The sequence below is a fragment of the Pseudomonas sp. LBUM1664 genome (assembly GCF_059695895.1).
Map to the genome: position 1 here is coordinate 5,378,424 of NZ_CP166791.1, position 22,404 is coordinate 5,400,827.

Here is a 22,404-nt window from a genome sequence, read left to right on the forward strand (position 1 = left end):
ACGATAGCGGACTGTCAGTCAGCAATTTATTGACAGATATACCGTCATCGCGAGCAAGCTTTGCTCCCACAAAGATTCCTGGCGTGATTGAAATTCACACTGGCTGCAACTTCTGCTCAAACACCGCCACCCCCTCCAGATCCCGCAACACCACGCTCATCTCCCCGCTCTGCCCGTCGATGTTCACCTCGCCGAAGAACTGATACCCGGCAAACGGCGAAGTGTTCTGGGCCGGTGGCGCTTTCTGGAACACCACTTCGGGGCCAAAGGTCTTGTCCAAGGCATTGGGCCCGAAGCTGCCGGCGTTCAACGGCCCGGCGACAAACTCCCAGAACGGTTCGAAATCCTGGAACGCGGCGTGTTCCGGGTGGTATTGGTGGGCGGCGCAATAGTGAACATCGGCAGTGAGCCAGACGTAGTTGCGCACCTGATGCTTGCGCAGATAACCGAGCAACTCAGCGATTTCCAATTCCCGCCCCTGGGCCGGGCCCGGGTCGCCATTGGCGACCGCTTCCCAGCGCGGCACGCCGGGGCTGACTTCGCCGTCGGGCACGCCCAGGCCGATGGGCATGTCCGCGGCAATGACTTTCCACTGGGCACTCGATTGCTTCAACTCACGCTTGAGCCAATCCAACTGCTCGCGGCCGAGGAAGGGTTTGGCCGCGCCGAGGTTGGCGTCGTTGGCTTCGCGGTAGCTGCGCATGTCCAGCACGAACACATCCAACATCGGACCGTAACTGAGTTTGCGATAGATCCGCCCCCCGCCGTCGGCCTTCTGCAAGCGCATCGGCGCGTATTCCAGCCAGGCCTGCCGCGCACGCCCCACCAGGCTGTGGATATCCTTGCTCTGGTAGCGCTCATCCAATTGCTTGCCCGGTGACCAGTTGTTGACTACCTCATGGTCGTCCCATTGCCAGATCTGCGGCACCTCGGCATTAAAGCGCCGCACGTTCTCATCCATCAGGTTGTAGCGGTAGTTGCCGCGATACTCATCCAGGGTCTCGGCGACCTTGCTCTTGGCTTCGGTGGTGAGGTTGCGCCAGATGCGACCGCCCTCGGTGGTGATCTGCGCCGGCACCGGGCCGTCGGCGTAAATGGTGTCGCCACTGTGGATAAAAAAGTCTGGCAGGCGCAGGCGCATGGCTTCGTAGATGCGCATGCCGCCGATGTCCGGGTTGATACCAAAGCCTTGGCCGACGGTATCGCCGCTCCAGACAAAACGAATGTTGCGTTTGAACTTCGGCACGCTGCGCAGGTGACCGAGCCAAGGTTCGCTGGCAATGCCGCTCTGGGCATCTTCGAAATGCACGCGGTAGAAAATCGCCTGGTCAGGGGGCAGGCCGTTGAGCTCGACCCGGGCGGTGAAATCGCTGCGAGTGTCGACCAGTGGCGAGACAAAACGTCGAGGGTTGCGAAATTCGCTGCGGGTATCCCACTCCACCACCATGCGCGCCGGACGGTCGCTGCGGCTCCAGATCATCACCCGGTCGCCCTGCAAGTCGCCCGCTTGCACGCCATCGGTAAGCAGCGGACGATCCTTGACCGAAGCAATCACCGCCGGCGCCAGCCCCGGCAACAACAACCCCGCGCCCACGGCCTGCATCACACGGCGACGGCCCAGGTCGAATTCGCTCATGGTGTTCTCCCCAAATGGGAAAACTTAAGCATGCCTGTGTTAATCGGGTGTGACAGGGGTTTCATGAACACCCCACACACAATTGGATTGGAGTACACCCGCAAGAACCAGGCCGGCTGTCAGGCCGCCTCGCGGCGGACGTTAATCTCGGCGCCCCGTTAACCACGATGGCCGAACGCAGGTATTGCGCAGTGGGCACCTCGGCATGGATGCCGAGGTAGCCGCGCTGGGCCATGGATGGCCCTTCGCGGCGGGCCCACGGAACAATGCCTGCGTTCGGGCACACCGAGCCTAGGCGAGGTGCCAAGTGGTGGGGCATAAGCGCTTTGGTTACTTTCGCCTGGGCCGGCTTCCGGCTTTTCGAAAGTGACCCGCCGTCAGGGCGGAACCCTAAGCAGCCGTTACCGCAGCAACGGATATGTACTCAACCCAGTCAACAAAATCCCGGCCGGCTATCAGGCCGCTATCGCGAGCAGGCTCGCTCCCACAGGGGAATTTCATTGTTCAAATAAAGGTGATCAGGCCTTCGCCGGCTCCAACGCCATCTCCACCACTTCCGGCCGCTTGAGCAGCGCATACGCCACCGCCGTCAGCAAACTCCCCGCCACGATCGCCAGCAAGTACAACAGCGCATGGTTGATGGCATTGGGGATCAGCATCACGAACAGGCCGCCATGGGGCGCCATGAGTTTACAACCGAAGTACATCGACAATGCACCGGTCAGCGCGCCGCCGGCGATGCTGGCCGGGATCACCCGCAGCGGGTCCTTGGCGGCGAACGGAATCGCCCCTTCGGAGATGAAACACAGACCCAGCACCAGCGCCGCTTTACCGGCCTCGCGTTCGGTCTGGGCAAATTTGCGGCGCGCGATGAAGGTGGCGATGCCCAGGCCAATGGGCGGCACCATGCCGGCGGCCATGGTCGCGGCCATCGGTGCATAACTTTGCGACGCCAACAGCCCCACCGAAAACGCATAGGCGGCCTTGTTGATCGGCCCGCCGAGGTCGACGCACATCATCGCCCCCAGCAGCACGCCCAGCAGAACCGCGTTGGCGGTGCCCATGCTGTCGAGGAAATGGGTCAGGGCTTCGAGCATGCCCGCCACCGGTTTACCCACGATGTAAATCATCACCAGACCGGTGAACAGGCTCGCCAGCAACGGGATGATCAGGATCGGCTTGAGCGCTTCCAGGCTCTGGGGCAGGCGCGCATAACGGTTGATCGCCTTGGCCGCATAACCGGCCAGGAAACCGGCAATGATCCCGCCGATAAACCCGGCGCCCAAGGTGCTCGCCAGCATCCCGCCAATCATTCCCGGCGCCAGGCCCGGACGGTCGGCGATGGAATAAGCGATATAACCGGCCAGCAGCGGCACCATCAATTTGAACGCGGTGTCGCCGCCGATCTGCATCAGCGCCGCCGCCAACGTACCGGGTTCCTTGAACGCGGTAATCCCAAACACGAACGACAATGCGATCAACAAACCACCGGCCACCACCATCGGCAGCATGAACGACACGCCGGTGAGCAAATGTTTATAGACGCCGGTCTTCTCCGACTTGGCCGGGCCTGTGGCACCGCTCGCTGCGCTTTCCTGACGGCCTTCAACCAACGCTTTGTTCAGCGTGGCTTCGGCCTGCTTCAAGGCGATGCCTGTGCCGCAGCGGTAAATTTTCTTGCCGGCAAAACGCTCGGTGGCCACTTCGATGTCAGTGGCCAGCAGTACCACGTCTGCCTCGGCGATGGCCTCGGGGCTCAACGGGTTGCGGGCACCCACCGAGCCTTGGGTTTCCAGTTGCAGGTCGTAGCCCAGTTTCTTCGCGGCCTGCTGCAATGCCTCGGCAGCCATGAAGGTGTGGGCAACGCCGGTTGGGCAAGCGGTGATGGCAACCAGACGCGGAGCGCGTTCAGTCGCGACCGCCGGCTCTTGCTCGAGAACATCCGCCTCGGCCAGAACCTCGGCCTCTTCAGCGCCGCGGCGCAGCACCGAATCAACGTCTTGCAGGGCCTGGGCCGGAGTGCTGCGAAACAGACGCTTGCCGACGAACCGCGACAGGTCCACCGGGCCGCTGGCAACCAGCAATACCCACTCGGCCGCTTCAAGGGTCGCCGCCGACAACTGGCGCTCCGGATGAGCGGCGTCATGCACTTCGACGCTGGTGCTCCAACCCTGGCGCTGGGCCGCCGCGTCCAGCAGACGGGCGCACAACACACTGGTAACCATGCCGTTCGGGCAGGCCGTCACAATGGCTAATTTCATTCTTGCGAACCCTCTTATTGTTCTGTCAGGGGGCGCACGCGCACGCCCTGTTCAAGCGACGCCAGCAACGCGGTGTCATGAATACCAAAACCGATCTGTGTGACCGCCATGGCGGCGATGGCCGTGGCGGTACGCAGCGTCTGCTCCGGGGGGTGGGCACTGAGCAGGCCGTGCAACATGCCGGCCAGCAGTGAATCCCCGGCGCCAACGGTGCTGGCGACGGTGACCTTGGGCGGTGAAGCATGCAGCGCCGAACCGACACTGAACCAGTTCACGCCGTCGGCGCCGTGGGAAATCACCACGTGCTCGATGCCCTGGGCATGCAGGCGCTGCGCCGCTTCAGCCTGGGCCAACTCGCTCACCACGTCGCAACCCAGCGCATCGGCCAGTTCCTCGGTGTTCGGCTTGATCAGCCACGGCCCCGCCGCCAGGGCAACGCGCAAGGCTTCACCGCTGGTGTCGAGGGCCACGTTCAGACCGAGTTTTTTCAAGCGAGCGATCAGCGCCTGCAACCATTGCGGGCTGACGCCACGGGGCAAGCTGCCCGCCACCACGACCACATCGTGGCCGGGGGCGATTTGCTCCAGCTTTTCCAGCAACGCTTGCTGCGCGACGGCGTCGACCACCGGGCCTGGACCGTTGAGGTCCGTGATGCGTCCGTCCCGCTCGGCCAGCTTGATGTTGCTGCGGGTTTCCCCGGGCACGCGGATAAAAGCATCGACAAAACCGCGCTGGGTGAACAGCGTCTCGAACGCCTGGGCGTTGTCTTCACCCAGAAAGCCACTGACCGTCAGCGTATGGCCGAGATCGACCAGCACCTGGGCCACGTTCACGCCCTTGCCGGCAGCGTGGCTGTGCATGGCATCACTGCGGTTGACCTCGCCCGGTTCCAGGCGCGTCAGTTCCACCGTGAGGTCGAGCGCCGGGTTGAGGGTCAGGGTAAGAATCTTCGCCATTACAGCGCCTCCACTAATGCGCGCACGTCATCGGCGCTGCCCACGGCCAACGCCTCTTGGGCCAGGGTTTGTACCTGCGCGAGGCTCAATTCGCGCACCCGCGCCTTGACCTCGGCAATGCTGCGGACCGAGACGCTGAGTTCGTCCACGCCCAGGCCCACCAGCACCGGCACCGCCAGCGGATCGGCCGCCAGTTCGCCGCACACACCGACCCACTTGCCATGGGCATGGGCGGCACGCACGGTGATGTCGATCAATTGCAGCACCGCCGGATGCAGGCCATCGGCCTGGGCCGAAAGGGTTGGATGACCCCGGTCGATGGCCAGGGTGTACTGCGTCAGGTCGTTGGTGCCGACGCTGAAGAAGTCGACTTCCTTGGCCAGGACCGGCGCCAGCAGCGCGGCGGACGGTATCTCGATCATGATGCCCAGTTGCAAATCCGCCACGGGGATTTCCAGGCGCAGGCGCTCGGTCATGGCCCGGGCCTGGCGCCACTCATCGACGCTGCCCACCATCGGGAACATGATCCGCAGCGGCCGGTTATCCGCCGAACGCAACAAGGCGCGCAATTGCGCTTCCATGATCTGCGGACGTTGCAAGGTCAGGCGAATGCCACGCACGCCGAGGAAGGGGTTTTCTTCTTTCGCAATCGGCCAGTACGGCAGCGGTTTGTCGCCGCCCACGTCGAGGGTGCGCACCACCAGCGGCCGACCGCCCAAGCCATCGAGCACCTTGCGGTATTCGGCTTCCTGGGTCGCTTCGTCCGGCGCCTGGGTGTGGGCCATGAAAATCAGTTCGGTGCGCAACAGGCCGATGCCTTCGGCGCCCTGCTCCACCGCGCTGGCAACGCCAGCGCTCTCGCCGATGTTGGCGAACACTTCCACCGCGTGACCGTCACGGGTCTGCGCCGGTTGGTGACGCTGCTGCGCGGCGACCTTGAGGCGCTGCTCGCGGGTGTCGCGCTCTTCGGCGGCCCGCTGCAGGGTGGCAGCGTCGGGGTCTACGTGCAGGCGACCGCGCTGACCGTCCAGCAGCAAGGACGTGCCCGGCGCCAGCAGCAACACCGCCGCACCGGCACCCACCAACGCCGGAATGCCCAGGGCCCGGGCGACGATGGCGCTGTGGGCGGTGGCGCCGCCACGTGCGGTGAGAATCCCCGCCACGCGGCTTGGGTCCAGACGGGCCACGTCGGACGGGCCGACTTCGTCCATCACCAGGATGTACGGTTGATCAGGTTCGTTCGGGGTCTCGACGCCGCACAGCTGCGCCAGCACACGACGGCCGACGTCTCGCAGGTCGGCGGCACGTTCAGCGAGCAGTGCGTCCTGCAAGGCTTCCTGTTCTTTCGCGGCGGCTTCGATCACGCCCATCCACGCCGCTTGCGCACTCTCGCCCAGCTTCAAACGGGTGTCGACTTCGTCGGTCAGCTCCGGGTCGTCGAGCATTTCCTGGTGGGTGATGAAAATTTCGCGGATGGCCTTGGCCTTGGCGCGTTCGACCAGGCCTTCGATATCGCGGCGCACCTGATTCAAGGCGTTTTGCAGGCGCTCGCGCTCGATGGCCGCCGATTCGCCGCGCAGCGGATAATCGATGGCCTGCAGCACTTGGATGTGGGCCGGGCCGATGGCGATGCCCGGTGCCGCGGCGACAGCCTGGATCAGGCTGCCGGATTCGGGCGCCAGCATGACGGTGGCAACTTCGGCCAGGTTGGATTCCCGCGGTGCGCTGGGCGGCGGCAACGGTTCGACCTCTTCGCCGAGGCCTTCTTCAATGGCGGCCAGCAGCGCCGGCAATGCGTCGGCGGCAATGCTCGGTTCAGCAATGAATTCCAAGACCTGACCGCGACGGGCGCCCAGGCTCAGCAACTTGCTCAGGCTTTTGACCGACACGGCGCTGTCTTGACCGTCGACAATGCGCACGCGGATCTCGCCTTCGAAGCTTTTCGCCAATTGCGCGAGGATCTTCGCCGGGCGCGCATGCAAGCCGTGGGCATTGGCCAGGCCGATGCGAGCGCTGGGCCAGTCGGCGGGCAACTCGCCGCCCAGCACTTCCAGCACTTTGCGGCTGCTGGTGGCGCGGCCCAATTCATGGCCGCGGCCTTCGATCAGCAACGCGCAGAGCCTTTCCAGCAAGGCCTGATGGGCCTCACCAAGGCTGGCGAGGCAAAACAGACCGCTCAAGGGTTGACCCAGGTAACGGATGGGCTTGTCCGGGGTGACAAAGGCCAGGCCCGGGCGCTTGACGGTCTGTTCGCTGTGCAGCCACCACAGGCCATCGCCCAGGGGCAAGGCCTCGACTTGCTGCAACACGCCAGCAAAGCCGTTACTCACGCAGTCAGCCTGGCGCAGCAGACGGGCGCCGCGCCACACCAGCTCTTCGAAATCATCAGCCGACACACCGAGACCGATCATCTGCGCGTCCAATGCCAATTCCTGCGGCGCACCTTGCAGCAGCTTCAACAAGGCCTCGGCGGAACCGGCACGCCGCAGGGCCTCGCCCAGGTCTGTCTCGCCGAGGGCGCGGGTCAGCAGTTGCAGCAGGCGCAGGTGTTCGTCGGATTTGGCCGCGATGCCGATGGCCAGGTAAACGATTTGGCCGTCGCCCCAGTCCACGCCTTCGGGGAACTGCAGCAAGCGCACACCGGTGGAGTAAACCAGATCGCGGGTTTGCGGGGTGCCGTGGGGAATGGCAATACCTTGGCCAAGAAAGGTCGAGCCCTGGGTTTCGCGGGCCTGCAAGCCGGCGAGGTAACCCTCAGCCACCAAGCCATCGGCCACCAGTTTGTCAGCGAGCAGTTGCAGCGCAGCGTCTTTATCCACAGCCGTTTGAGCCATGGATATCTGCTCTAGAGTGAGCTCGAGCATGCTTTCTCCTTTTTGGCGTCCGGTTGGCGCCAGGTATTGTTTTGAATGAATCAGCTTAGCGTTACAGGACAACTTTTGGCGGTATCGCGGCAGAACGGCCAAAAATCCTGCTAACCTTGAAAATACGCTTGCTGAAACGTTTAATCTAGAAAGATTGGCACGTTACTCGATAATCTCTCATCCTTGAAGTGCAACTTGTCGTAAGCGCTTGAACGGTGACCATCATCTTGAATCGAGTAGGATGGCCCTTATTGTCGGGGCAAACTCGAAAAAATAAGGAAAACCGGGTTGAAACTCAGTGATATTGCCCAGTTGGCCGGTGTGTCCGTGACCACCGCCAGCTATGTCATCAATGGCAAGGCCGAACAGCAACGCATCAGCAGCGCCACCGTCGAACGGGTGCGCGCGGTGGTTCAGGAGCATGGCTTCACGCCCAATCCCCAAGCCGCCGGGCTGCGCAGCCGACACACCCGCACCCTGGGTTTCATCCTGCCGGACCTGGAAAACCCCAGTTACGCACGGATCGCCAAGCTACTGGAACAAGGCGCCCGGGCCCGGGGCTATCAGTTGCTGATCGCCAGTTCCGACGACGCGCCCGAAAGCGAGCGGCAACTGTTGCAGCTGTTCCGCGCCCGGCGCTGCGATGCGCTGATCGTTGCCAGCTGCCTGCCGGCCGGTGACGACAGTTACCGCCAGTTGCAAGCCAAGGGCATTCCCATCATCGCCATCGACCGGGTGATGGAGCCTACGCATTTCTGCTCGGTGATCAGCGATGACCGCCAGGCCAGCCTGCAACTGACCCGCAGCCTGCTGGAGACGCAGCCCAGGCAAATCGCCCTGATCAGCGCCCGCCCCGAACTGAGCATCAGCCAGGAACGGGATGCAGGCTTTCGTGAAGCGCTGGCCGGCTTCGAGGGCCAGGTGTTGATCGAGCACGGCGAATCGTTCAGCCGTGAATGCGGCCGTCAGTTGATGGATGAAATGCTCGCACGCCTGGGGCATCTGCCCGATGCGCTGATCACCACCTCCTACGTGCTGCTGCAAGGGGTGTTCGACGCCCTGCACGACTTCCCACTCAAGTCGCGACCGCTGCGCCTGGGTACGTTTGGTGACACACAATTGTTGGATTTCCTACCGCTGCCGGTCAACGCCATGTCCCAGCAACATCAACTGATCGCCGCCAAGGCCCTGGAATTGGCATTGGCGGCCATCGAAAACGATGACTACCAGCCCGGTGTGCAGGCCATTGCACGGACATTCAAGCAGCGCATTCACCAGGGCTGAGCATTCTTCAGGATTGAACCGTGGAGCTGATCGACACCCACACCCACCTGGATTTCCCCGACTTCGACGCGGACCGCCCGGCGCTGCTGGCCGAAAGTCGCGCCTTGGGTGTCCGGCAGATGGTGGTGCTGGGGGTCTATCGGGACAACTGGCAGCGGGTCTGGGACTTGGTGCAAAGCGACCCGGACCTGCACGCCGCGCTGGGCCTGCACCCGGTGTACCTCGACCAGCATCGTCCCGAAGACCTTGCACAACTGCGCCAGTGGCTGACCCGCCTGGCCGGGCATCGGCAATTGTGTGCAGTGGGGGAAATCGGCCTGGATTACTACATCCAAACCCTGGACCGTGAGCGCCAGCAAGCACTGTTCGAGGCGCAACTGCAACTGGCGGCGGAGTTCGAACTGCCGGCGCTGATCCACGTGCGCCGCAGCCATGCCGCCGTGATTGCGACCCTCAAGCGCTTTGGCCCCAAGCGCGCGGGGATCATCCACGCCTTCGCGGGTAGCCTTGAGGAGGCCCGCGAATACATCAGACTCGGCTTCAAGCTCGGCCTGGGCGGCGCCGCGACCTGGCCCCAGGCCCTGCGCATGCACCGGGTACTGGCGAAACTGCCGCTCGAAGCGGTGGTGCTGGAAACCGACTCACCGGACATGGCCCCGGCGATGTTCCCCGGCCAACGCAACAGCCCGGCGCACCTGCCGGCCATTTGCGATGCCCTCGCGGGGATTATGTCGATCAGCCCAGAGCAACTGGCCGAGGCCAGCACGACCAACGCCCGCGAACTGTTCAACTGGTAAAAAACCTGTGGGAGCGAGCCTGCTCGCGATAGGGGTACATCAGTCGACAAATAGGTTGCCTGACACTCCGCTATCGCGAGCAGGCTCGCTCCCACATTGGTTCGGCGGTGAGCATCATTCTGTAGCTACACCCGAAACGCATTGATCAACTGCTTGAGCTGCACCACCTGGGCGGACAACTCACGGCTGGCATCTTCGGTCTGGTGCGCGCCTTCGGCGGTGCGTTCGCCAGCGCGGTTGATCTCGACGATGTTCTGGTCGATATCGTGGGCCACGGCGGTCTGCTGCTCCACGGCGGCGGCGATCTGTTGGTTCTGGTCGACGATCATGCCGACGGCACCGAGGATATTTTCCAGCGCCTGCTGGACCTTTTCCGACTGACCCACCGTACCGCTGGCCATCTCATGGCTGGATCCCATGGCCTTGACGGCGGCGCCCACACCGCCGTGCAGGCGGGTGATCATCACTTCGATTTCTTCGGTTGATTGCTGGGTTCGCTTGGCCAGGGTCCGCACTTCGTCGGCCACCACCGCGAACCCGCGCCCCTGCTCACCGGCCCGGGCCGCTTCGATGGCGGCGTTCAGCGCCAGCAGGTTGGTCTGTTCGGCGATGCTCTTGATCACATCCAGCACGCGGCTGATGCCCTGGCTGTCGGTCGCCAGTTGATTGATCACCTGCACCGACTGATCGATCTCGCTGGCCAATCGGGCGATGCTGCCCTGCTGGGACTCCACCAGCCCACGTCCACTGAGGGTTTCGTCGTTCACGCTGTGGGCGCTGCTGACCGCGGCGGCGGCACTGCGGGCCACTTCCTGGGCCGTGGCCGACATCTGGTTCATCGCCGTGGCCACCAGTTCGATCTGGCTGCGTTGCCCGGCGACAGCCTGGTTGCTCTGGGCCGATACCGTTTCCACCTGACCGGCCTGGCGTTCGACTTCGGCGACGGTCCGGCCGACCTGCTCGATCAGGTCATGGATCTTGGCCACCGTGCCGTTGAACACTTCACCCAGCTCGCCCAGTTCGTCTTTGCTGCGGGCCACGAAATTGACCGTCATGTCCCCTGCCGCAACTTTATCCATCATCTGGCCCAGGTGCTGGAGGGTGGTGCGCGTTGAGGCGTAGAAGCCGGCGTAGAGGTAAAAGATCAGCAGAAACACCACCGCCAGTGCCACGGCTTGCAGCACCATGTGGCTGCGGTTCTGCTCCAGGCGCTGCTGCAACTGGACACCGAGAAAGCCTTGGGTCGCTTCGTTCAGTCGATAGGTCTGTTCCATCAGGCCACTGACCTGTTCGTAAAACGCCGGCCATGGCGCATCAAGGGTGTCGGCCATCACCACCTGTTCTTCGATCAGCTCAGTGGCCTTCTTGAGGGTGCTCTTGCTACCCTCGGCCTGATCGGCAAGCGCCTGGCCCGCCGCTTGGCTGGAGCCCAGGGCGTCTTGCAGTTTCAAGCCATATTCACCCTGGAGCTTTTCGATCTGCCCCAACAGCTCGTCGAACCGGGTGCTCGACGCCGAATTGAGAAACCCCAGCCCCAACGACGAAGCCCCCAGCGCGCGGCCTTCACCGAGAATATGGGTGACGTTGGGGGTCACGCTGGTGATCAGTTCACTGAGCTGACGGATGTCGCTCTGGTTGTCACGGCTCAGGCCCGCCTGGCTGGCGATGATCTGGCTGAACATCTGCGCGCTGTTGAGCAACTTGCCGATCAGCGCACTTTTGCTGAGCAGAGAGCTTTCGGCCTGCTGGGCCTTGAAAGCAGCAATCATTTCGTCGCGTTTGGCATCGAAGGCGCTGAGCTGCTCGGGCTCAACCGCCATGGCCGTCATGCCTTGCAGCCGCATGAGGATCTGCTGCTCAAGGGTGCCGATCTTCGCTTCCAGGTCGCCGGCCTTGCCGGACTGCCCAAGACTGGCATTGATTTGCACCAGGTTGTTCAGGGTTTCCAGGTCCCGGCGCAGCGTCAGGCTACTGCCCAGCAGGTCGAGGCTTTGCAGCTCCACGTGCGTGCCTTGGAGCTCCTGATAGGAATCGCGCACCAGAAAGAAGTTGGTCACCAGCATTGGCAGCAGAAACAACACGCTGATCAGGCTGAACTTCATGCCGAAGCTCAGGCGATTCATCAACGCGACGGCGGGCCAGAGCAAACTCTTCACAAGGAAGTCTCCCGGTAGTGTTCTTATTTTTATGGGCAGGTGCACAGAGGCAGCATAAAGCCACTATTGGGCACTGTCACTGTATAGCCTAAATCGGCGGGGAGATTTGTAACTTAAGGTTAACGGCAGAAGCTTGAAGGGCAGGCACTGTGGTGAGGGCGCTTGCTCCCGCTCGATTGCGCAGCAACCGCCGCCTTTAGGGTCGCCTCCAGGGAGATGCTTCGCACCTCAGCGGGAGCAAGCGCCCTCGCCACAGGAACCTCTTTCACCAAAGACTGTTGTTTGCTTTGTCAGGCCAACACCGTCCACAACGCAAAACCGGCGTACCAAAGCACCGCCGCACGCAGCAGCAATTCCCAGAGCCGATCCAGGCTGTTGATGCCATCAGGCCCGGCCACGGGTTCGGGAATTTCGCCGGCCACCAGACCCACCTTGTCTATCAGGTGGGCGGCGCTGATGTTCCAGTTCAGCAGTTCATGCAGCATGACCCGGCTGACCGCCACGAAGTTGCCCACCAAGGCGAAGCTCGCCGCCAGCAACCGCACCGGCACCCAGTCGAAGGCATGGCGCATTTGCGCTGCCCGCTCGGCCACGCCGGGGTTCTGGCTGTGCTCGGCGGCCAGCGCCAGCAGGCGATAACTCAGGGCTGCGACCGGCCCCAGCAGGAAGTACCAGAAAATCACCGCGAAAAAGCTCTGGTAAGCCTGCCACAGCAAATGGCCCTGGACCCGCTCCAGCAACTGCTCGCCATTATCGGCTTCAATGTCCAGGTCGCGCTTGGCCACATGGACCGCTGCTTGCAGGTCTTCGCGCCGCCACGCATCGCGAAACGGCCCCAGGGCCGCCAGCAGATCCCCGCGCCCCAGGCTGTAAATCACCACCAACAGGTGCACCGGCAGCGCCAGCAAACCGTAGGCCACCGGGTCCAGCACCCACAGCAGCAACGCCAGCAGGGCCACGGGCAGCAAGACCATCACGATCAGCACTAGCCAGGGCCGGTTGACCCAGCGCGGGCTCGTCTCAAGCTTGTTCAGTTCGTGCAGCCAACCACCGTCGCGCTGGACCCGCTGGCGCAAGGCCGAGAACTTCTCGATCCAGACCGCCAGCAGCAACACCAGAAAACTCATTGTCCTTCCCCTTCTGTCAGGGCCGCGCGGTAGCGCGCCCAGTCGAATGCCGGTCCCGGATCGGTCTTGCGCCCCGCAGCGATGTCGCTGTGCCCGCAGATACGCTGCACGGTGATCGACCTGAACGCAACTTGCAACTGCCGTGTCAGGTCCACCAATGCGTCATATTGCACGTCGGTGAAAGGCAGATCATCAGTGCCTTCAAGCTCGATGCCCAGGGAAAAATCATTACACGCCTCCCGCCCCTCGAAGCACGAAACGCCCGCATGCCAAGCACGATCCAGGCAGGAGACAAACTGAGTAACGGCGCCGTCACGCTCGATCAGAAAATGCGCAGACACGCGCAGGTCGGCGATACCGGCAAAGTAGGGATGTTGCGTGACATCCAGACGATTCTGGAAGAACTCCTGCACCTTGCCCGTGGCAAATTGTGCCGGTGGCAGGCTGATGTTGTGGATCACCAGCAGGGAAATTTCGCCCTCGGGGCGCGCATTGAAGTTGGGCGATGGGCAATGACGCACGCCATCGCACCAACCGCTCGCGGAGTCCAACTGCATACAGATTCCTTCGATGACGACGGTGAATGTCGTCAGTATGCCGTGATCAGCCAGGGCTGCGCGATCACTTGCCGCGATTGAGCTGACGCAGATTGCCCAGCACCGACTCCAGTGCCCGGTCGAACAGCAGGGTGTCGTCCAACAGGCGCACCGCCCCCCGGCGAAACGCCAGGGCCAGGCTGGTGCGGTTATGCTCGAGCACTTTGAGGCCGGTGCGATTGACGAAGATGTATTTGCCCGAATCCTGAATGATCGCCGCCAGCTTGCAACGCAGGCTGTTGTCATCGTCCTCCTGGAACTCGACCCAGCTCCCCAAATGCAACTCGTCGACCTGACGCAGTCCCTCGTCATCGACCGGTAATCGCACCGCCGTGCTGTCCACTGGTGCCTTGTGTGTGGCGCGCAGGACAATTTTTTCCAGTACCTCGACCATGACCGGCGAATTGAACGACTGGGTCTGCTCCGTCGCCTGCCCCATACGCTCGAGAGACTGCACGTGCAGAACTTCCAGCTCACTGAAAAATTCACTGGTGGCGAACGGATCGAACGCCGAACGGCTCAGACCTTCACGCAGAGCCTTGAGCAGCTCCGGCACCATCGCCAGCAGGCGCAGGCCGGCGTCGGCTTCCTCGTGATGCTGGACACTCCAGATCAATTGTTCCAGGGTCAGGACATCGGCCTGCCACTCGGCTGACTGCTCGCCGTGCTTGAAGCAGGTCAGCAACAGCACCTGGCTCCAGGCCCGATGTACGAACTCGACCACGGCCTCGGGCAACACTTTGCCCAGCATCACCTGGTTCAGCGCCCCTTCGACACGCTGGCGCGCCAGTTCGGCCTTGGCGCGCCCTTCTTCGGCGTCACGGATGCGCTGTTCGAGCAGCTCACTGCGGCGCCGTTCGTCGCTGGTGAAGGCCAGGAAGTCAGCCAGCAATTCGTTGAAAATCGCCGGGTCATCGACGAAGTCATTCAGTAAGCGCTGCACCACCTGTTCGATGCGCAGATAGAGGCTGTCGCGTTGATGATCGTCACAATCGCCCCAACCCATGGCGGCAGCGGCAATTTCATTGAGCAGCCGCCGGGCCGGATGATTGCCGCGACTGAAGAAACTTTTGTCCTGCACCGCAACCTTGAGCATCGGGATTTGCAGGCGGCCGATCAGCGCCTTGAAGGAGGCCGGCAGGTTATGGTCTTCGAGGATGAATTCGAACATCATCGAGATCAGGTTGATGACGTCTTCATCGGCGCCTTCGATCACTCGAGACTTGCCACTCATGACGCTGACCCGGGTCAGCAGTTGTTCGATCTGGCTCCGCAGATCGAACTCGTCCTGAACGGCAAGTGCCGGCACGTATTGCTGTAAATGGGAAAGCAGTCGCAGCAGGTCACGGGTCGAGATCGGCTGTGCCGGCGCACTGGCCTCCAGGGTCGGCGCCACGCTGCCACGCACCTGTCGCAGCAGCTTCTGCAACGCGGCGAACACTTCCTGCACGCTGTCATCGACCTCGGTAGCCGTGGGCCTGGCAGCAACCTCTGCCTTGGGGCGGGGGTTATCGTCGATACGATCCGAGGCCCGTCGAGAGGGTAAAACCTTGAGATCCGGCAAGATGCCTGTGGCGGCCAACAACTGATTGGCCTCGGCATAGAGCCGGTCGCACTCGCTGAGTACATAACGCTCGAACAGTTTGAGCAGGATCAACTTGACCTTGATCCCCACGCCAAGATTGCGCCCGGCCTGCAGGAAATTCTCACACAGCAGCGCCGGGCTCAGGGGGTTGTGCTGACTCGCCAGCGGCCGGGCCAGCAGCGCGCTGAGTCGGGCTGTCAATTGATCGAGCGCCACGCCATCGCGACTGAGCACCCGGGTGACCATGGCCTCCACCGCCAGATGACGCTCCAGGTCGTCTGGGGTCGGCTGAGCGTGGCTGCCGTGGGGCCGGACGGGCGCGAGAGTACTTTGGGTCAGGTCGTACTGAGCATGGCTGACGAACGCCTCGAAAAACTGCTCGATAAACCCGCGCTCCATACTTTTGCGTTTCAGACGCAGGTCTCGCATGGCTTCGAAGAACAGGTTCTGCTCGACATCGTCGCGCGCCCGGTCAGCCATTTCGAACAGCGTATCGTCGGCATTATCGAACAGCCCTTGCAACCCGAGGCGCAGCTGCTGGGCCGCCTTGTCGCGAACCTGAAGCAGAGTCACAGGCAGGCGGGCGAGCGGCGAACGATTCGCCTGATCCGTAGAAACCTTGTGCAAAGGCACTACATTCCCGTCGTTGTGCATTCTGGCCTCCTGAACGGCATTCTTCGGTTATAAACGTCAAAGCTATGGCGTCAATCGAAAGGCGAATTATCTGGCAAAGAACTCCGTCGCACCAGCACTCTGTACCAATCTAGAAACACATCGCATTAATGACCCTACATTTGAAGAAATGTTGCGAGGATGCGACCAAATGCAATCTTCAATGCCCGAAGACACCCGGCGCCTTGGGTTCGCTCACGGCCTGGCCCTATAATCGGGCCACTTTGTTTGTGGAGCCCGCTATGCCGAATCTACGTCTCGCCGATCTGACCGCCGAAATCGAAGCCAACGTGCGCCGCGCGCTGCTCGAAGACATCGGCGGCGGCGACATCACCGCGCAACTGATCCCCGCCGAACGCTTGGCCAAGGCCACCATCATTACCCGCGAAGCCGCGATCATCAGCGGTACGGCCTGGGTCGATGCCGTGTTCCGGCAGTTGGACCCGCGCGTCGCAGTGCATTGGCAAGTGAGCGACGGTGACCGGGTGAGCCCCGATCAGGCGCTGTTCCACCTCGAGGGCCCGGCCCGCTCGCTGCTGACCGGCGAACGCAGCGCGCTGAACTTTCTGCAAATGCTCTCGGGTGTCGCCACGCGGGCCCGCTACCTGGCCGACTTTGTTGCCGACACTCAAGTCAAGCTGCTGGACACCCGCAAGACCCTGCCTGGGCTGCGCCTGGCCCAGAAGTACGCCGTCACCTGTGGCGGCTGCCATAACCACCGTATCGGTCTGTACGATGCTTTCCTGATCAAGGAAAACCACATCGCTGCCTGCGGCGGCATCGCCCAGGCCGTCACCGCCGCCCACAAGATCGCCCCGGGTAAACCGGTGGAAATCGAAGTGGAAAGCCTGACGGAATTGAAAGAAGCGCTGGCGGCCAACGCCGATATCATCATGCTCGACGAACTGAGCCTGGACGACATGCGCGAAGCGGTACGCCTGAACGGCGGCAAGGCGAAACTGGAGGCCAGCGGCGGGATCAACGAAAGCACGTTGCGCCCGATTGCCGAGACCGGGGTGGACTACATCTCGATCGGGGCGATGACCAAGGATGTGAAGGCGGTGGATCTGTCGATGCGGTTGAGTCTCTGACAGCAGTTGCGAGTTTCAAGCTGCAAGCGGTTCGTGCCTGACTTGCAGCTTGTAACTTGTAGCTGCTTTTAAACTACAAGATTGTTCATCTCGCAGTACTCACCCCACTCCACGCCCAACACTTCAGCAGCTTCCTTGTGCAAGACAAGGCGCTGCTCCTCGAACTCTTCAGGTGTGCTGGTGTACTTGAGCGTCAACTCCCAGGGCTGCAGCCCCTGGGCTTCAGCTTCGTCCTCGAACGCCCACTGGATTTGGTCTTTCTGATCGTCGGCGGGCAGGTCCTTGATCTCTTCCAGCAACTGGGGCGCATCCAGCACGTATTTTTTCAGGGCTTCTTCGTGTCTGGCTTCTTTGGTCAATTCTTTAACAGTCATGGCGTTCTCGTTGATCTGGGGAATGGAAGATGGATCTGGATCATCAAGGATCTCTCTGACGCAAAAAACCGTTTGAAGCCCGGTTTATCTGGCCTTCAGAACCATTCGGGATCATCTGAAAACTGCTGGGCGATGCTCATGCAGGCAACGAATATAGGACGTTTTGCCGATGAGTTACACGGCTCTTTACATCTATCTCACAAAAAACCACCTACAGAAGGTGCAGCATGCCTTGGGAACATAAGTCGAAAGCCCACGTCATAGCCATGTGCCATAACGGCACTTCACAAGGAACCCAGTGATGCGCAGTTTTTCGAAGCTTTCGTTTACCCAGCTTGCCACCGTCACCCTGCTACTCGGCAGCCTGACATTGGCCAGCGTTGTTCAAGCGGCTGTCGAAGTCACCTCTGACCCTTCGATGTATTCCGACAAAATCCCCGCCCTTCACAACTCATTCGGTAAGGACACACTCGTCAGCACCCGTATCAGCATCGAGGACTTGGAAAACCTGGAAAAAATCGCAAAGGCCAGCGCCGTCGAACTGGAAAACCAGAAGCGTACCCTCAGCGAGCAGGCTCGGCAGATCGAAGAACTTAAACGCAACAGTGGTTCCAGCGCCAACTCCAGCAACAAGGAGATTGACGATCTCAAGCGCAAGGTTAATGAGCAGGAACGCGATCTGAACAACCTTGGCAAGCAAGTAGAAGAGCTCAAGCGCACCGTCGAGGACCTGAGCAGAAAGGTGAAATAACGAGGGGAATGGTGCCCGAGACAGGAATCGAACCTGCGACCTTCGCGTTACGAGTGCGCTGCTCTACCGACTGAGCTACACGGGCGGTGGGCTAAACCTAGCATTGACCTTGGAGCCAGGCAACTTGCGACGGGGTGATTTTGCGCACACAGCAAAACGCCCCGAACCAGTCGGGGCGTTTGCTTGTTCAGCGGCTAAGCGAGGGGGTAATTAAACGCCCGACGCCTTGGCTGCTGCCACGTCTTTGATGGACAGCTTGATGCGGCCGCGGTTGTCCACGTCCAGTACCAGCACTTCCACTTCCTGACCTTCCTTGAGGATGTCGGTCACTTTCTCGACGCGAGCATCGCTCAGCATGGAGATGTGAACCAGACCGTCCTTGCCCGGCAGGATGTTGACGAAAGCACCGAAGTCGACGATGCGTTCAACCTTGCCGACGTAGATCTTGCCGATCTCGGCTTCGGCAGTGATACCCAGAACGCGTTGGCGTGCCGCTTCTGCCGCTTCCTTGGTTTCGCCGAAGATCTTGATCGAGCCGTCGTCTTCGATGTCGATCGAAGCCTTGGTTTCTTCACAGATCGCACGGATGGTCGCGCCGCCTTTACCGATGACATCACGGATTTTGTCGGTGTCGATTTTCATCGCGATCATGGTCGGAGCATTTTCCGACAGCTCGGTACGGGACTGACCAATGATCTGGTTCATCTGGCCGAGGATGTTCAGGCGCGCTTCCAGGGCTTGGCCCAGGGCGATTTCCATGATCTCTTCGGTGATGCCCTTGATCTTGATGTCCATCTGCAGTGCGGTAACGCCTTTGGCGGTACCGGCCACTTTGAAGTCCATGTCGCCCAGGTGGTCTTCGTCACCCAGGATGTCGGTCAGGACGGCGAATTTCTCGCCTTCTTTCACCAGACCCATGGCGATACCGGCAACTGGAGCCTTCATCGGCACACCGGCGTCCATCAGGGCCAGGGAAGCGCCGCAGACCGAAGCCATGGAGCTAGAACCGTTGGACTCGGTGATTTCCGATACCACACGAATGGTGTACGGGAACACGTCAGCGGCTGGCAGCATGGCCTGGACCGAACGACGGGCCAGACGGCCGTGACCGATTTCGCGGCGACCGGCGCCACCCATGCGACCACACTCGCCCACCGAGAACGGAGGGAAGTTGTAGTGCAGCATGAACGGGTCTTTCTTTTCGCCTTCCAGGGTGTCCAGCAGTTGCGCGTCACGGGCGGTGCCCAGTGTTGCAACGACCAGGGCCTGGGTTTCGCCACGGGTGAACAGCGCCGAACCGTGGGTTTTTGGCAGAACGCCAACTTCGATGTTCAGCGGACGTACGGTGCGGGTATCGCGACCGTCGATACGCGGCTTGCCGTTAACGATGTTTTCGCGAACGGTGCGGTATTCGATTTCACCAAAAGCTGCCTTGACGTCGCTGGCCGATGGCTGACCTTCTTCGCCGGACAGTTTGGCAACAACCTGGTCTTTCAACTCGCCCAGACGCGCATAACGGTCGGCCTTGACGGTGATGGTGTAGGCCTGGGAAATCGCTTCGCCGAACTCGGCACGGATGGCGCCCAGCAGTTCAGTGGCTTCGGCTTGCGGAGCCCAGGTCCAGGTTGGCTTGGCGGCTTCGGCGGCCAGTTCCTTGACGGCGTTGATCACCACCTGGAACTCGTCGTGGGCGAACAACACGGCGCCCAGCATCTGGTCTTCGGTCAGCTCTTTGGCTTCGGATTCAACCATCAGCACGGCTTCGGAGGTACCGGCCACGACCATGTCCAGGCTCGAAGCTTTCAGTTGCTCGTAGGTTGGGTTCAGCAGGTAGCCGGTGCTTTCGTGGAACGCTACGCGGGCAGCACCAATCGGGCCATCGAAAGGAATGCCGGAGATCGCCAGCGCAGCCGAGGTACCGATCATCGCAGCGATGTCCGGATCGGTTTTCTTGCTGGTGGAAACGACGGTGCAGACGACCTGCACTTCGTTCATGAAACCTTCTGGGAAAAGCGGACGGATCGGACGGTCGATCAGTCGGGAAGTCAGGGTTTCTTTCTCGGAAGGACGGCCTTCGCGCTTGAAGAAACCGCCAGGGATCTTACCGGCAGCGTAAGTCTTTTCCTGGTAGTGAACAGACAGAGGGAAGAAGCCCTTGCCTGGATCGGCTTGTTTGGCACCGACAACGGTCACCAATACGCTGACGTCGTCGTCAACGGTGACCAGCACTGCGCCGGAGGCCTGACGGGCGATACGGCCAGTCTCGAGGGTAACGGTCGACTGACCGAATTGGAATTTTTTGATTACCGGGTTCACGGTGTCCTACCTTCTTTGTGGCTCTTGGGGAACTTGTCTTCTTGCGAAATTCTTGGGCAGTGCGGGGAATCGGCCCAACGACTGTCCAGATAAAACTTGAGGCTGGGAGCCTGCCAGCTGCCGACGCAAAGCGCTGGCAACCGACAGACAACCAACCTCATAGCGCAATCGCTGATTAGCGACGCAGACCCAGGCGACCGATCAAGGTGCTGTAACGACTAACGTCCTTACCCTTGAGGTAATCCAGCAGCTTACGACGCTGGTTTACCATGCGGATCAGACCACGACGGGAGTGGTGATCTTTACCGTTGGCCTTGAAGTGACCTTGCAGTTTGTTGATGTTGGCGGTCAGCAGTGCAACTTGCACTTCTGGCGAACCAGTATCACCCACAGCTTGCTGGTAGTCGGTCACGATCTGAGCTTTTTCTTCAACGCTGAGTGCCATGTGGCTTTCCTCTTGTGAGGTACCGTTCCCGAAGAAACCGTACCAACAGGCCAGGGACAAATCCCTGTATCTATAAATGAGTAGTGACCGTGCCTGTTAACAGCCACACTCGCCAGCCTGCTATTACGCAGGCTGGTTCCGGTCATTCCGACCGAATCAGTCGACGCGGCGCAATACGCCCGTCTTCGCTCACTTCACCGATACCGATGAAGCGACCGTTGTGATCCTGTACCCGTACCATGCCGAACTTCGGCGCATCCGGGGCGCGTACCGGCTGGCCGTTGAGCCAGTAGAACGCGCTGTGTTCCGAGAACTGCAACAGCGGCCAGTCCAGCAAGCCGCTGTCCGATGGCATCAGGAAACGGTCAACCGCTTCGTTGCCGCCTTCGGCATGGACCGCTTCGAGCTCCTCCAGCGTGACCGTCTGGGCCAACGTGAAAGGCCCGGCCTGGGTCCGTCGCAATTCTGCTACGTACGCACCACAGCCGAGCTGCTCACCGATATCCTCCACCAGGGTGCGGATATAGGTGCCTTTGCTGCAATCCACGGCGAGCCGTGCAGTATTACCGTCAAAGGCCAGCAATTCCAAGCGCGCAATAGTAACAGAACGCGGTTCGCGCTCCACTACTTCGCCTGCACGGGCCAGCTTGTACAACGGCTGGCCATCACGCTTGAGGGCCGAGTACATCGGCGGTATCTGACTGATTTGCCCCCGAAAACCTGGCAGCACAGCCTCGACATCAGCCTGACCAACGGTCACCGGACGCTCCAGCAGAACCTCACCTTCGGCATCCGCCGTGGTGGTGGTCTTGCCCAGTTGCGCCAGGGTTTCATAAGCCTTGTCGGAGTCGAGCAGGTATTGAGAGAACTTGGTCGCCTCGCCGAAGCACAGCGGCAACACGCCGGTGGCCAGCGGATCAAGGCTACCGGTATGCCCGGCCTTCTCGGCATTGAGCAGCCAGCGAACCTTCTGCAACGCCGCGTTGGACGTGAACCCCAGCGGCTTGTCGAGCAGGATGATGCCGCTGACGTTACGACGGATACGTTTGACCTGAGCCACCGATTACTCCTTGGTGTCTTCGGGTTCAGCCGCAACCGGGTGCTGACTGTCTTCAGCCACGGCGCGTTCGATCAGTGCCGACAGATGCGCACCACGCACAACGCTTTCGTCGTAGTGGAAATGCAGCTGTGGAACGCTGCGCAGTTTCATCTCCCGGGCCAGTTGCATACGCAGGAAACCGGCGGCCGAGTTGAGCACCTTGATGCTTTGAGCAATTTCTTCGGCGCTGTCCTGGCCCATCACTGTGATGAAAATCTTTGCATGACCGACGTCACGGCTGACTTCTACAGCGGTAATGGTGACCAGGCCGACGCGTGGGTCTTTGACTTCGCGGCGGATCAACTGGGCCAGCTCGCGCTGCATCTGATCGCCGATTCGTTGGGTACGGCTATATTCTTTTGCCATGTCTTGTTACCTGTTACTGCCCCACGGC

General features: G+C 61.3%; 17 protein-coding genes, 1 tRNA gene and 1 pseudogene. 4 read left to right on the top strand and 15 right to left on the bottom strand.

Going from position 1 to position 22,404, the window contains the following annotated elements:
• Nucleotides 1–94: 94 nt before the first annotated feature.
• From ACA047_RS25130 to ptsP, 4 genes are all read right to left on the bottom strand, one after another.
• The gene (locus ACA047_RS25130) at nt 95–1,636 is read right to left on the bottom strand and encodes an alkaline phosphatase D family protein (RefSeq protein WP_497354003.1); all 1,542 of its coding nucleotides are present in this window, start codon (nt 1,634–1,636) and stop codon (nt 95–97) included.
• Nucleotides 1,637–2,154: 518 nt separating this feature from the next.
• Entirely contained in the window at nt 2,155–3,897 is a 1,743-nt protein-coding gene (locus ACA047_RS25135; RefSeq protein WP_497354005.1) for a PTS fructose-like transporter subunit IIB, read from the bottom strand.
• A 14-nt stretch (nt 3,898–3,911) separates the two neighbouring features.
• Nucleotides 3,912–4,853, bottom strand: coding sequence for a 1-phosphofructokinase (pfkB, locus tag ACA047_RS25140; protein WP_497354007.1), 942 nt, complete (start codon nt 4,851–4,853; stop codon nt 3,912–3,914).
• Nucleotides 4,853–7,717, bottom strand: coding sequence for a phosphoenolpyruvate--protein phosphotransferase (gene ptsP / locus ACA047_RS25145; protein ID WP_497354009.1), 2,865 nt, complete (start codon nt 7,715–7,717; stop codon nt 4,853–4,855). The genes pfkB and ptsP overlap by 1 nt, the downstream gene beginning before the upstream one ends.
• Before the next feature lie 288 nt (nt 7,718–8,005).
• On the opposite strand from ptsP, the gene cra reads away from it, so the two are divergent.
• Complete coding sequence (cra, locus tag ACA047_RS25150) at nt 8,006–9,001, top strand: catabolite repressor/activator (RefSeq protein WP_497354011.1); 996 nt, start codon at nt 8,006–8,008, stop codon at nt 8,999–9,001.
• Between the two features lie 20 nt (nt 9,002–9,021).
• Nucleotides 9,022–9,798: a TatD family hydrolase gene (locus tag ACA047_RS25155; protein ID WP_497354013.1), complete on the top strand. Its 777-nt coding sequence runs from the start codon at nt 9,022–9,024 to the stop codon at nt 9,796–9,798.
• 125 nt (nt 9,799–9,923) lie between these two features.
• Here the strand turns inward: ACA047_RS25155 and ACA047_RS25160 are convergent, their stop codons facing one another.
• The 5 genes and pseudogenes from ACA047_RS25160 to ACA047_RS25180 all read right to left on the bottom strand — a co-directional run bounded on the left by ACA047_RS25160 (nt 9,924) and on the right by ACA047_RS25180 (nt 15,916).
• Nucleotides 9,924–10,637: a methyl-accepting chemotaxis protein gene (locus tag ACA047_RS25160; RefSeq protein ID WP_497360542.1), complete on the bottom strand. Its 714-nt coding sequence runs from the start codon at nt 10,635–10,637 to the stop codon at nt 9,924–9,926.
• A 144-nt stretch (nt 10,638–10,781) separates the two neighbouring features.
• Nucleotides 10,782–11,921 (bottom strand): annotated as a pseudogene (locus ACA047_RS25165) (HAMP domain-containing protein); the annotation flags it as partial.
• Nucleotides 11,922–12,244: 323 nt separating this feature from the next.
• Entirely contained in the window at nt 12,245–13,081 is an 837-nt protein-coding gene (gene ampE / locus ACA047_RS25170; protein WP_497354015.1) for a regulatory signaling modulator protein AmpE, read from the bottom strand.
• Nucleotides 13,078–13,638, bottom strand: coding sequence for a 1,6-anhydro-N-acetylmuramyl-L-alanine amidase AmpD (ampD, locus tag ACA047_RS25175; protein WP_497354017.1), 561 nt, complete (start codon nt 13,636–13,638; stop codon nt 13,078–13,080). The genes ampE and ampD overlap by 4 nt, the downstream gene beginning before the upstream one ends.
• 64 nt (nt 13,639–13,702) lie before the next feature.
• Nucleotides 13,703–15,916, bottom strand: coding sequence for a DUF1631 domain-containing protein (locus ACA047_RS25180; RefSeq protein WP_497354019.1), 2,214 nt, complete (start codon nt 15,914–15,916; stop codon nt 13,703–13,705).
• Nucleotides 15,917–16,176: 260 nt separating this feature from the next.
• On the opposite strand from ACA047_RS25180, the gene nadC reads away from it, so the two are divergent.
• The gene (nadC, locus tag ACA047_RS25185) at nt 16,177–17,025 is read left to right on the top strand and encodes a carboxylating nicotinate-nucleotide diphosphorylase (RefSeq protein ID WP_497354021.1); all 849 of its coding nucleotides are present in this window, start codon (nt 16,177–16,179) and stop codon (nt 17,023–17,025) included.
• Nucleotides 17,026–17,093: 68 nt separating this feature from the next.
• Here nadC and ACA047_RS25190 read toward each other — a convergent pair whose 3' ends face one another.
• Entirely contained in the window at nt 17,094–17,399 is a 306-nt protein-coding gene (locus ACA047_RS25190) for a DUF6388 family protein (RefSeq protein ID WP_497354023.1), read from the bottom strand.
• 301 nt (nt 17,400–17,700) lie between these two features.
• Here ACA047_RS25190 and ACA047_RS25195 point away from each other — a divergent pair, with 301 nt between their 5' ends.
• Nucleotides 17,701–18,150, top strand: coding sequence for a hypothetical protein (locus ACA047_RS25195; RefSeq protein WP_497354025.1), 450 nt, complete (start codon nt 17,701–17,703; stop codon nt 18,148–18,150).
• A gap of 9 nt (nt 18,151–18,159) precedes the next feature.
• Here the strand turns inward: ACA047_RS25195 and ACA047_RS25200 are convergent.
• From ACA047_RS25200 to rbfA, 5 genes are all read right to left on the bottom strand, one after another.
• A tRNA-Thr gene (locus ACA047_RS25200) sits at nt 18,160–18,235 on the bottom strand.
• Between the two features lie 125 nt (nt 18,236–18,360).
• A complete protein-coding gene (gene pnp, locus ACA047_RS25205; protein ID WP_003197725.1) occupies nt 18,361–20,466 on the bottom strand; it encodes a polyribonucleotide nucleotidyltransferase in 2,106 nt (701 codons plus the stop codon).
• Nucleotides 20,467–20,641: 175 nt separating this feature from the next.
• On the bottom strand, nt 20,642–20,911 hold the full coding sequence (rpsO, locus tag ACA047_RS25210) for a 30S ribosomal protein S15 (protein WP_024684882.1): 270 nt from the start codon (nt 20,909–20,911) through the stop codon (nt 20,642–20,644).
• Between the two features lie 142 nt (nt 20,912–21,053).
• Nucleotides 21,054–21,971, bottom strand: coding sequence for a tRNA pseudouridine(55) synthase TruB (gene truB / locus ACA047_RS25215; RefSeq protein WP_497354028.1), 918 nt, complete (start codon nt 21,969–21,971; stop codon nt 21,054–21,056).
• 3 nt (nt 21,972–21,974) lie between these two features.
• Nucleotides 21,975–22,376: a 30S ribosome-binding factor RbfA gene (gene rbfA / locus ACA047_RS25220; RefSeq protein WP_003177871.1), complete on the bottom strand. Its 402-nt coding sequence runs from the start codon at nt 22,374–22,376 to the stop codon at nt 21,975–21,977.
• Between the last annotated feature and the right edge of the window lie 28 nt (nt 22,377–22,404).

Coding starts and splice junctions, on each gene's coding strand:
- ACA047_RS25160 (WP_497360542.1), bottom strand. CDS start 10,637: ATGAACCAGATGTCGGCCACGGCCCAGGAAGTGGCCCGCAGTGCCGCC.
- ACA047_RS25180 (WP_497354019.1), bottom strand. CDS start 15,916: ATGCACAACGACGGGAATGTAGTGCCTTTGCACAAGGTTTCTACGGAT.
- ACA047_RS25135 (WP_497354005.1), bottom strand. CDS start 3,897: ATGAAATTAGCCATTGTGACGGCCTGCCCGAACGGCATGGTTACCAGT.
- rpsO (WP_024684882.1), bottom strand. CDS start 20,911: ATGGCACTCAGCGTTGAAGAAAAAGCTCAGATCGTGACCGACTACCAG.
- nadC (WP_497354021.1), top strand. CDS start 16,177: ATGCCGAATCTACGTCTCGCCGATCTGACCGCCGAAATCGAAGCCAAC.
- ACA047_RS25190 (WP_497354023.1), bottom strand. CDS start 17,399: ATGACTGTTAAAGAATTGACCAAAGAAGCCAGACACGAAGAAGCCCTG.
- ptsP (WP_497354009.1), bottom strand. CDS start 7,717: ATGCTCGAGCTCACTCTAGAGCAGATATCCATGGCTCAAACGGCTGTG.
- rbfA (WP_003177871.1), bottom strand. CDS start 22,376: ATGGCAAAAGAATATAGCCGTACCCAACGAATCGGCGATCAGATGCAG.
- ampD (WP_497354017.1), bottom strand. CDS start 13,638: ATGCAGTTGGACTCCGCGAGCGGTTGGTGCGATGGCGTGCGTCATTGC.
- ampE (WP_497354015.1), bottom strand. CDS start 13,081: ATGAGTTTTCTGGTGTTGCTGCTGGCGGTCTGGATCGAGAAGTTCTCG.
- ACA047_RS25130 (WP_497354003.1), bottom strand. CDS start 1,636: ATGAGCGAATTCGACCTGGGCCGTCGCCGTGTGATGCAGGCCGTGGGC.
- pfkB (WP_497354007.1), bottom strand. CDS start 4,853: ATGGCGAAGATTCTTACCCTGACCCTCAACCCGGCGCTCGACCTCACG.
- ACA047_RS25195 (WP_497354025.1), top strand. CDS start 17,701: ATGCGCAGTTTTTCGAAGCTTTCGTTTACCCAGCTTGCCACCGTCACC.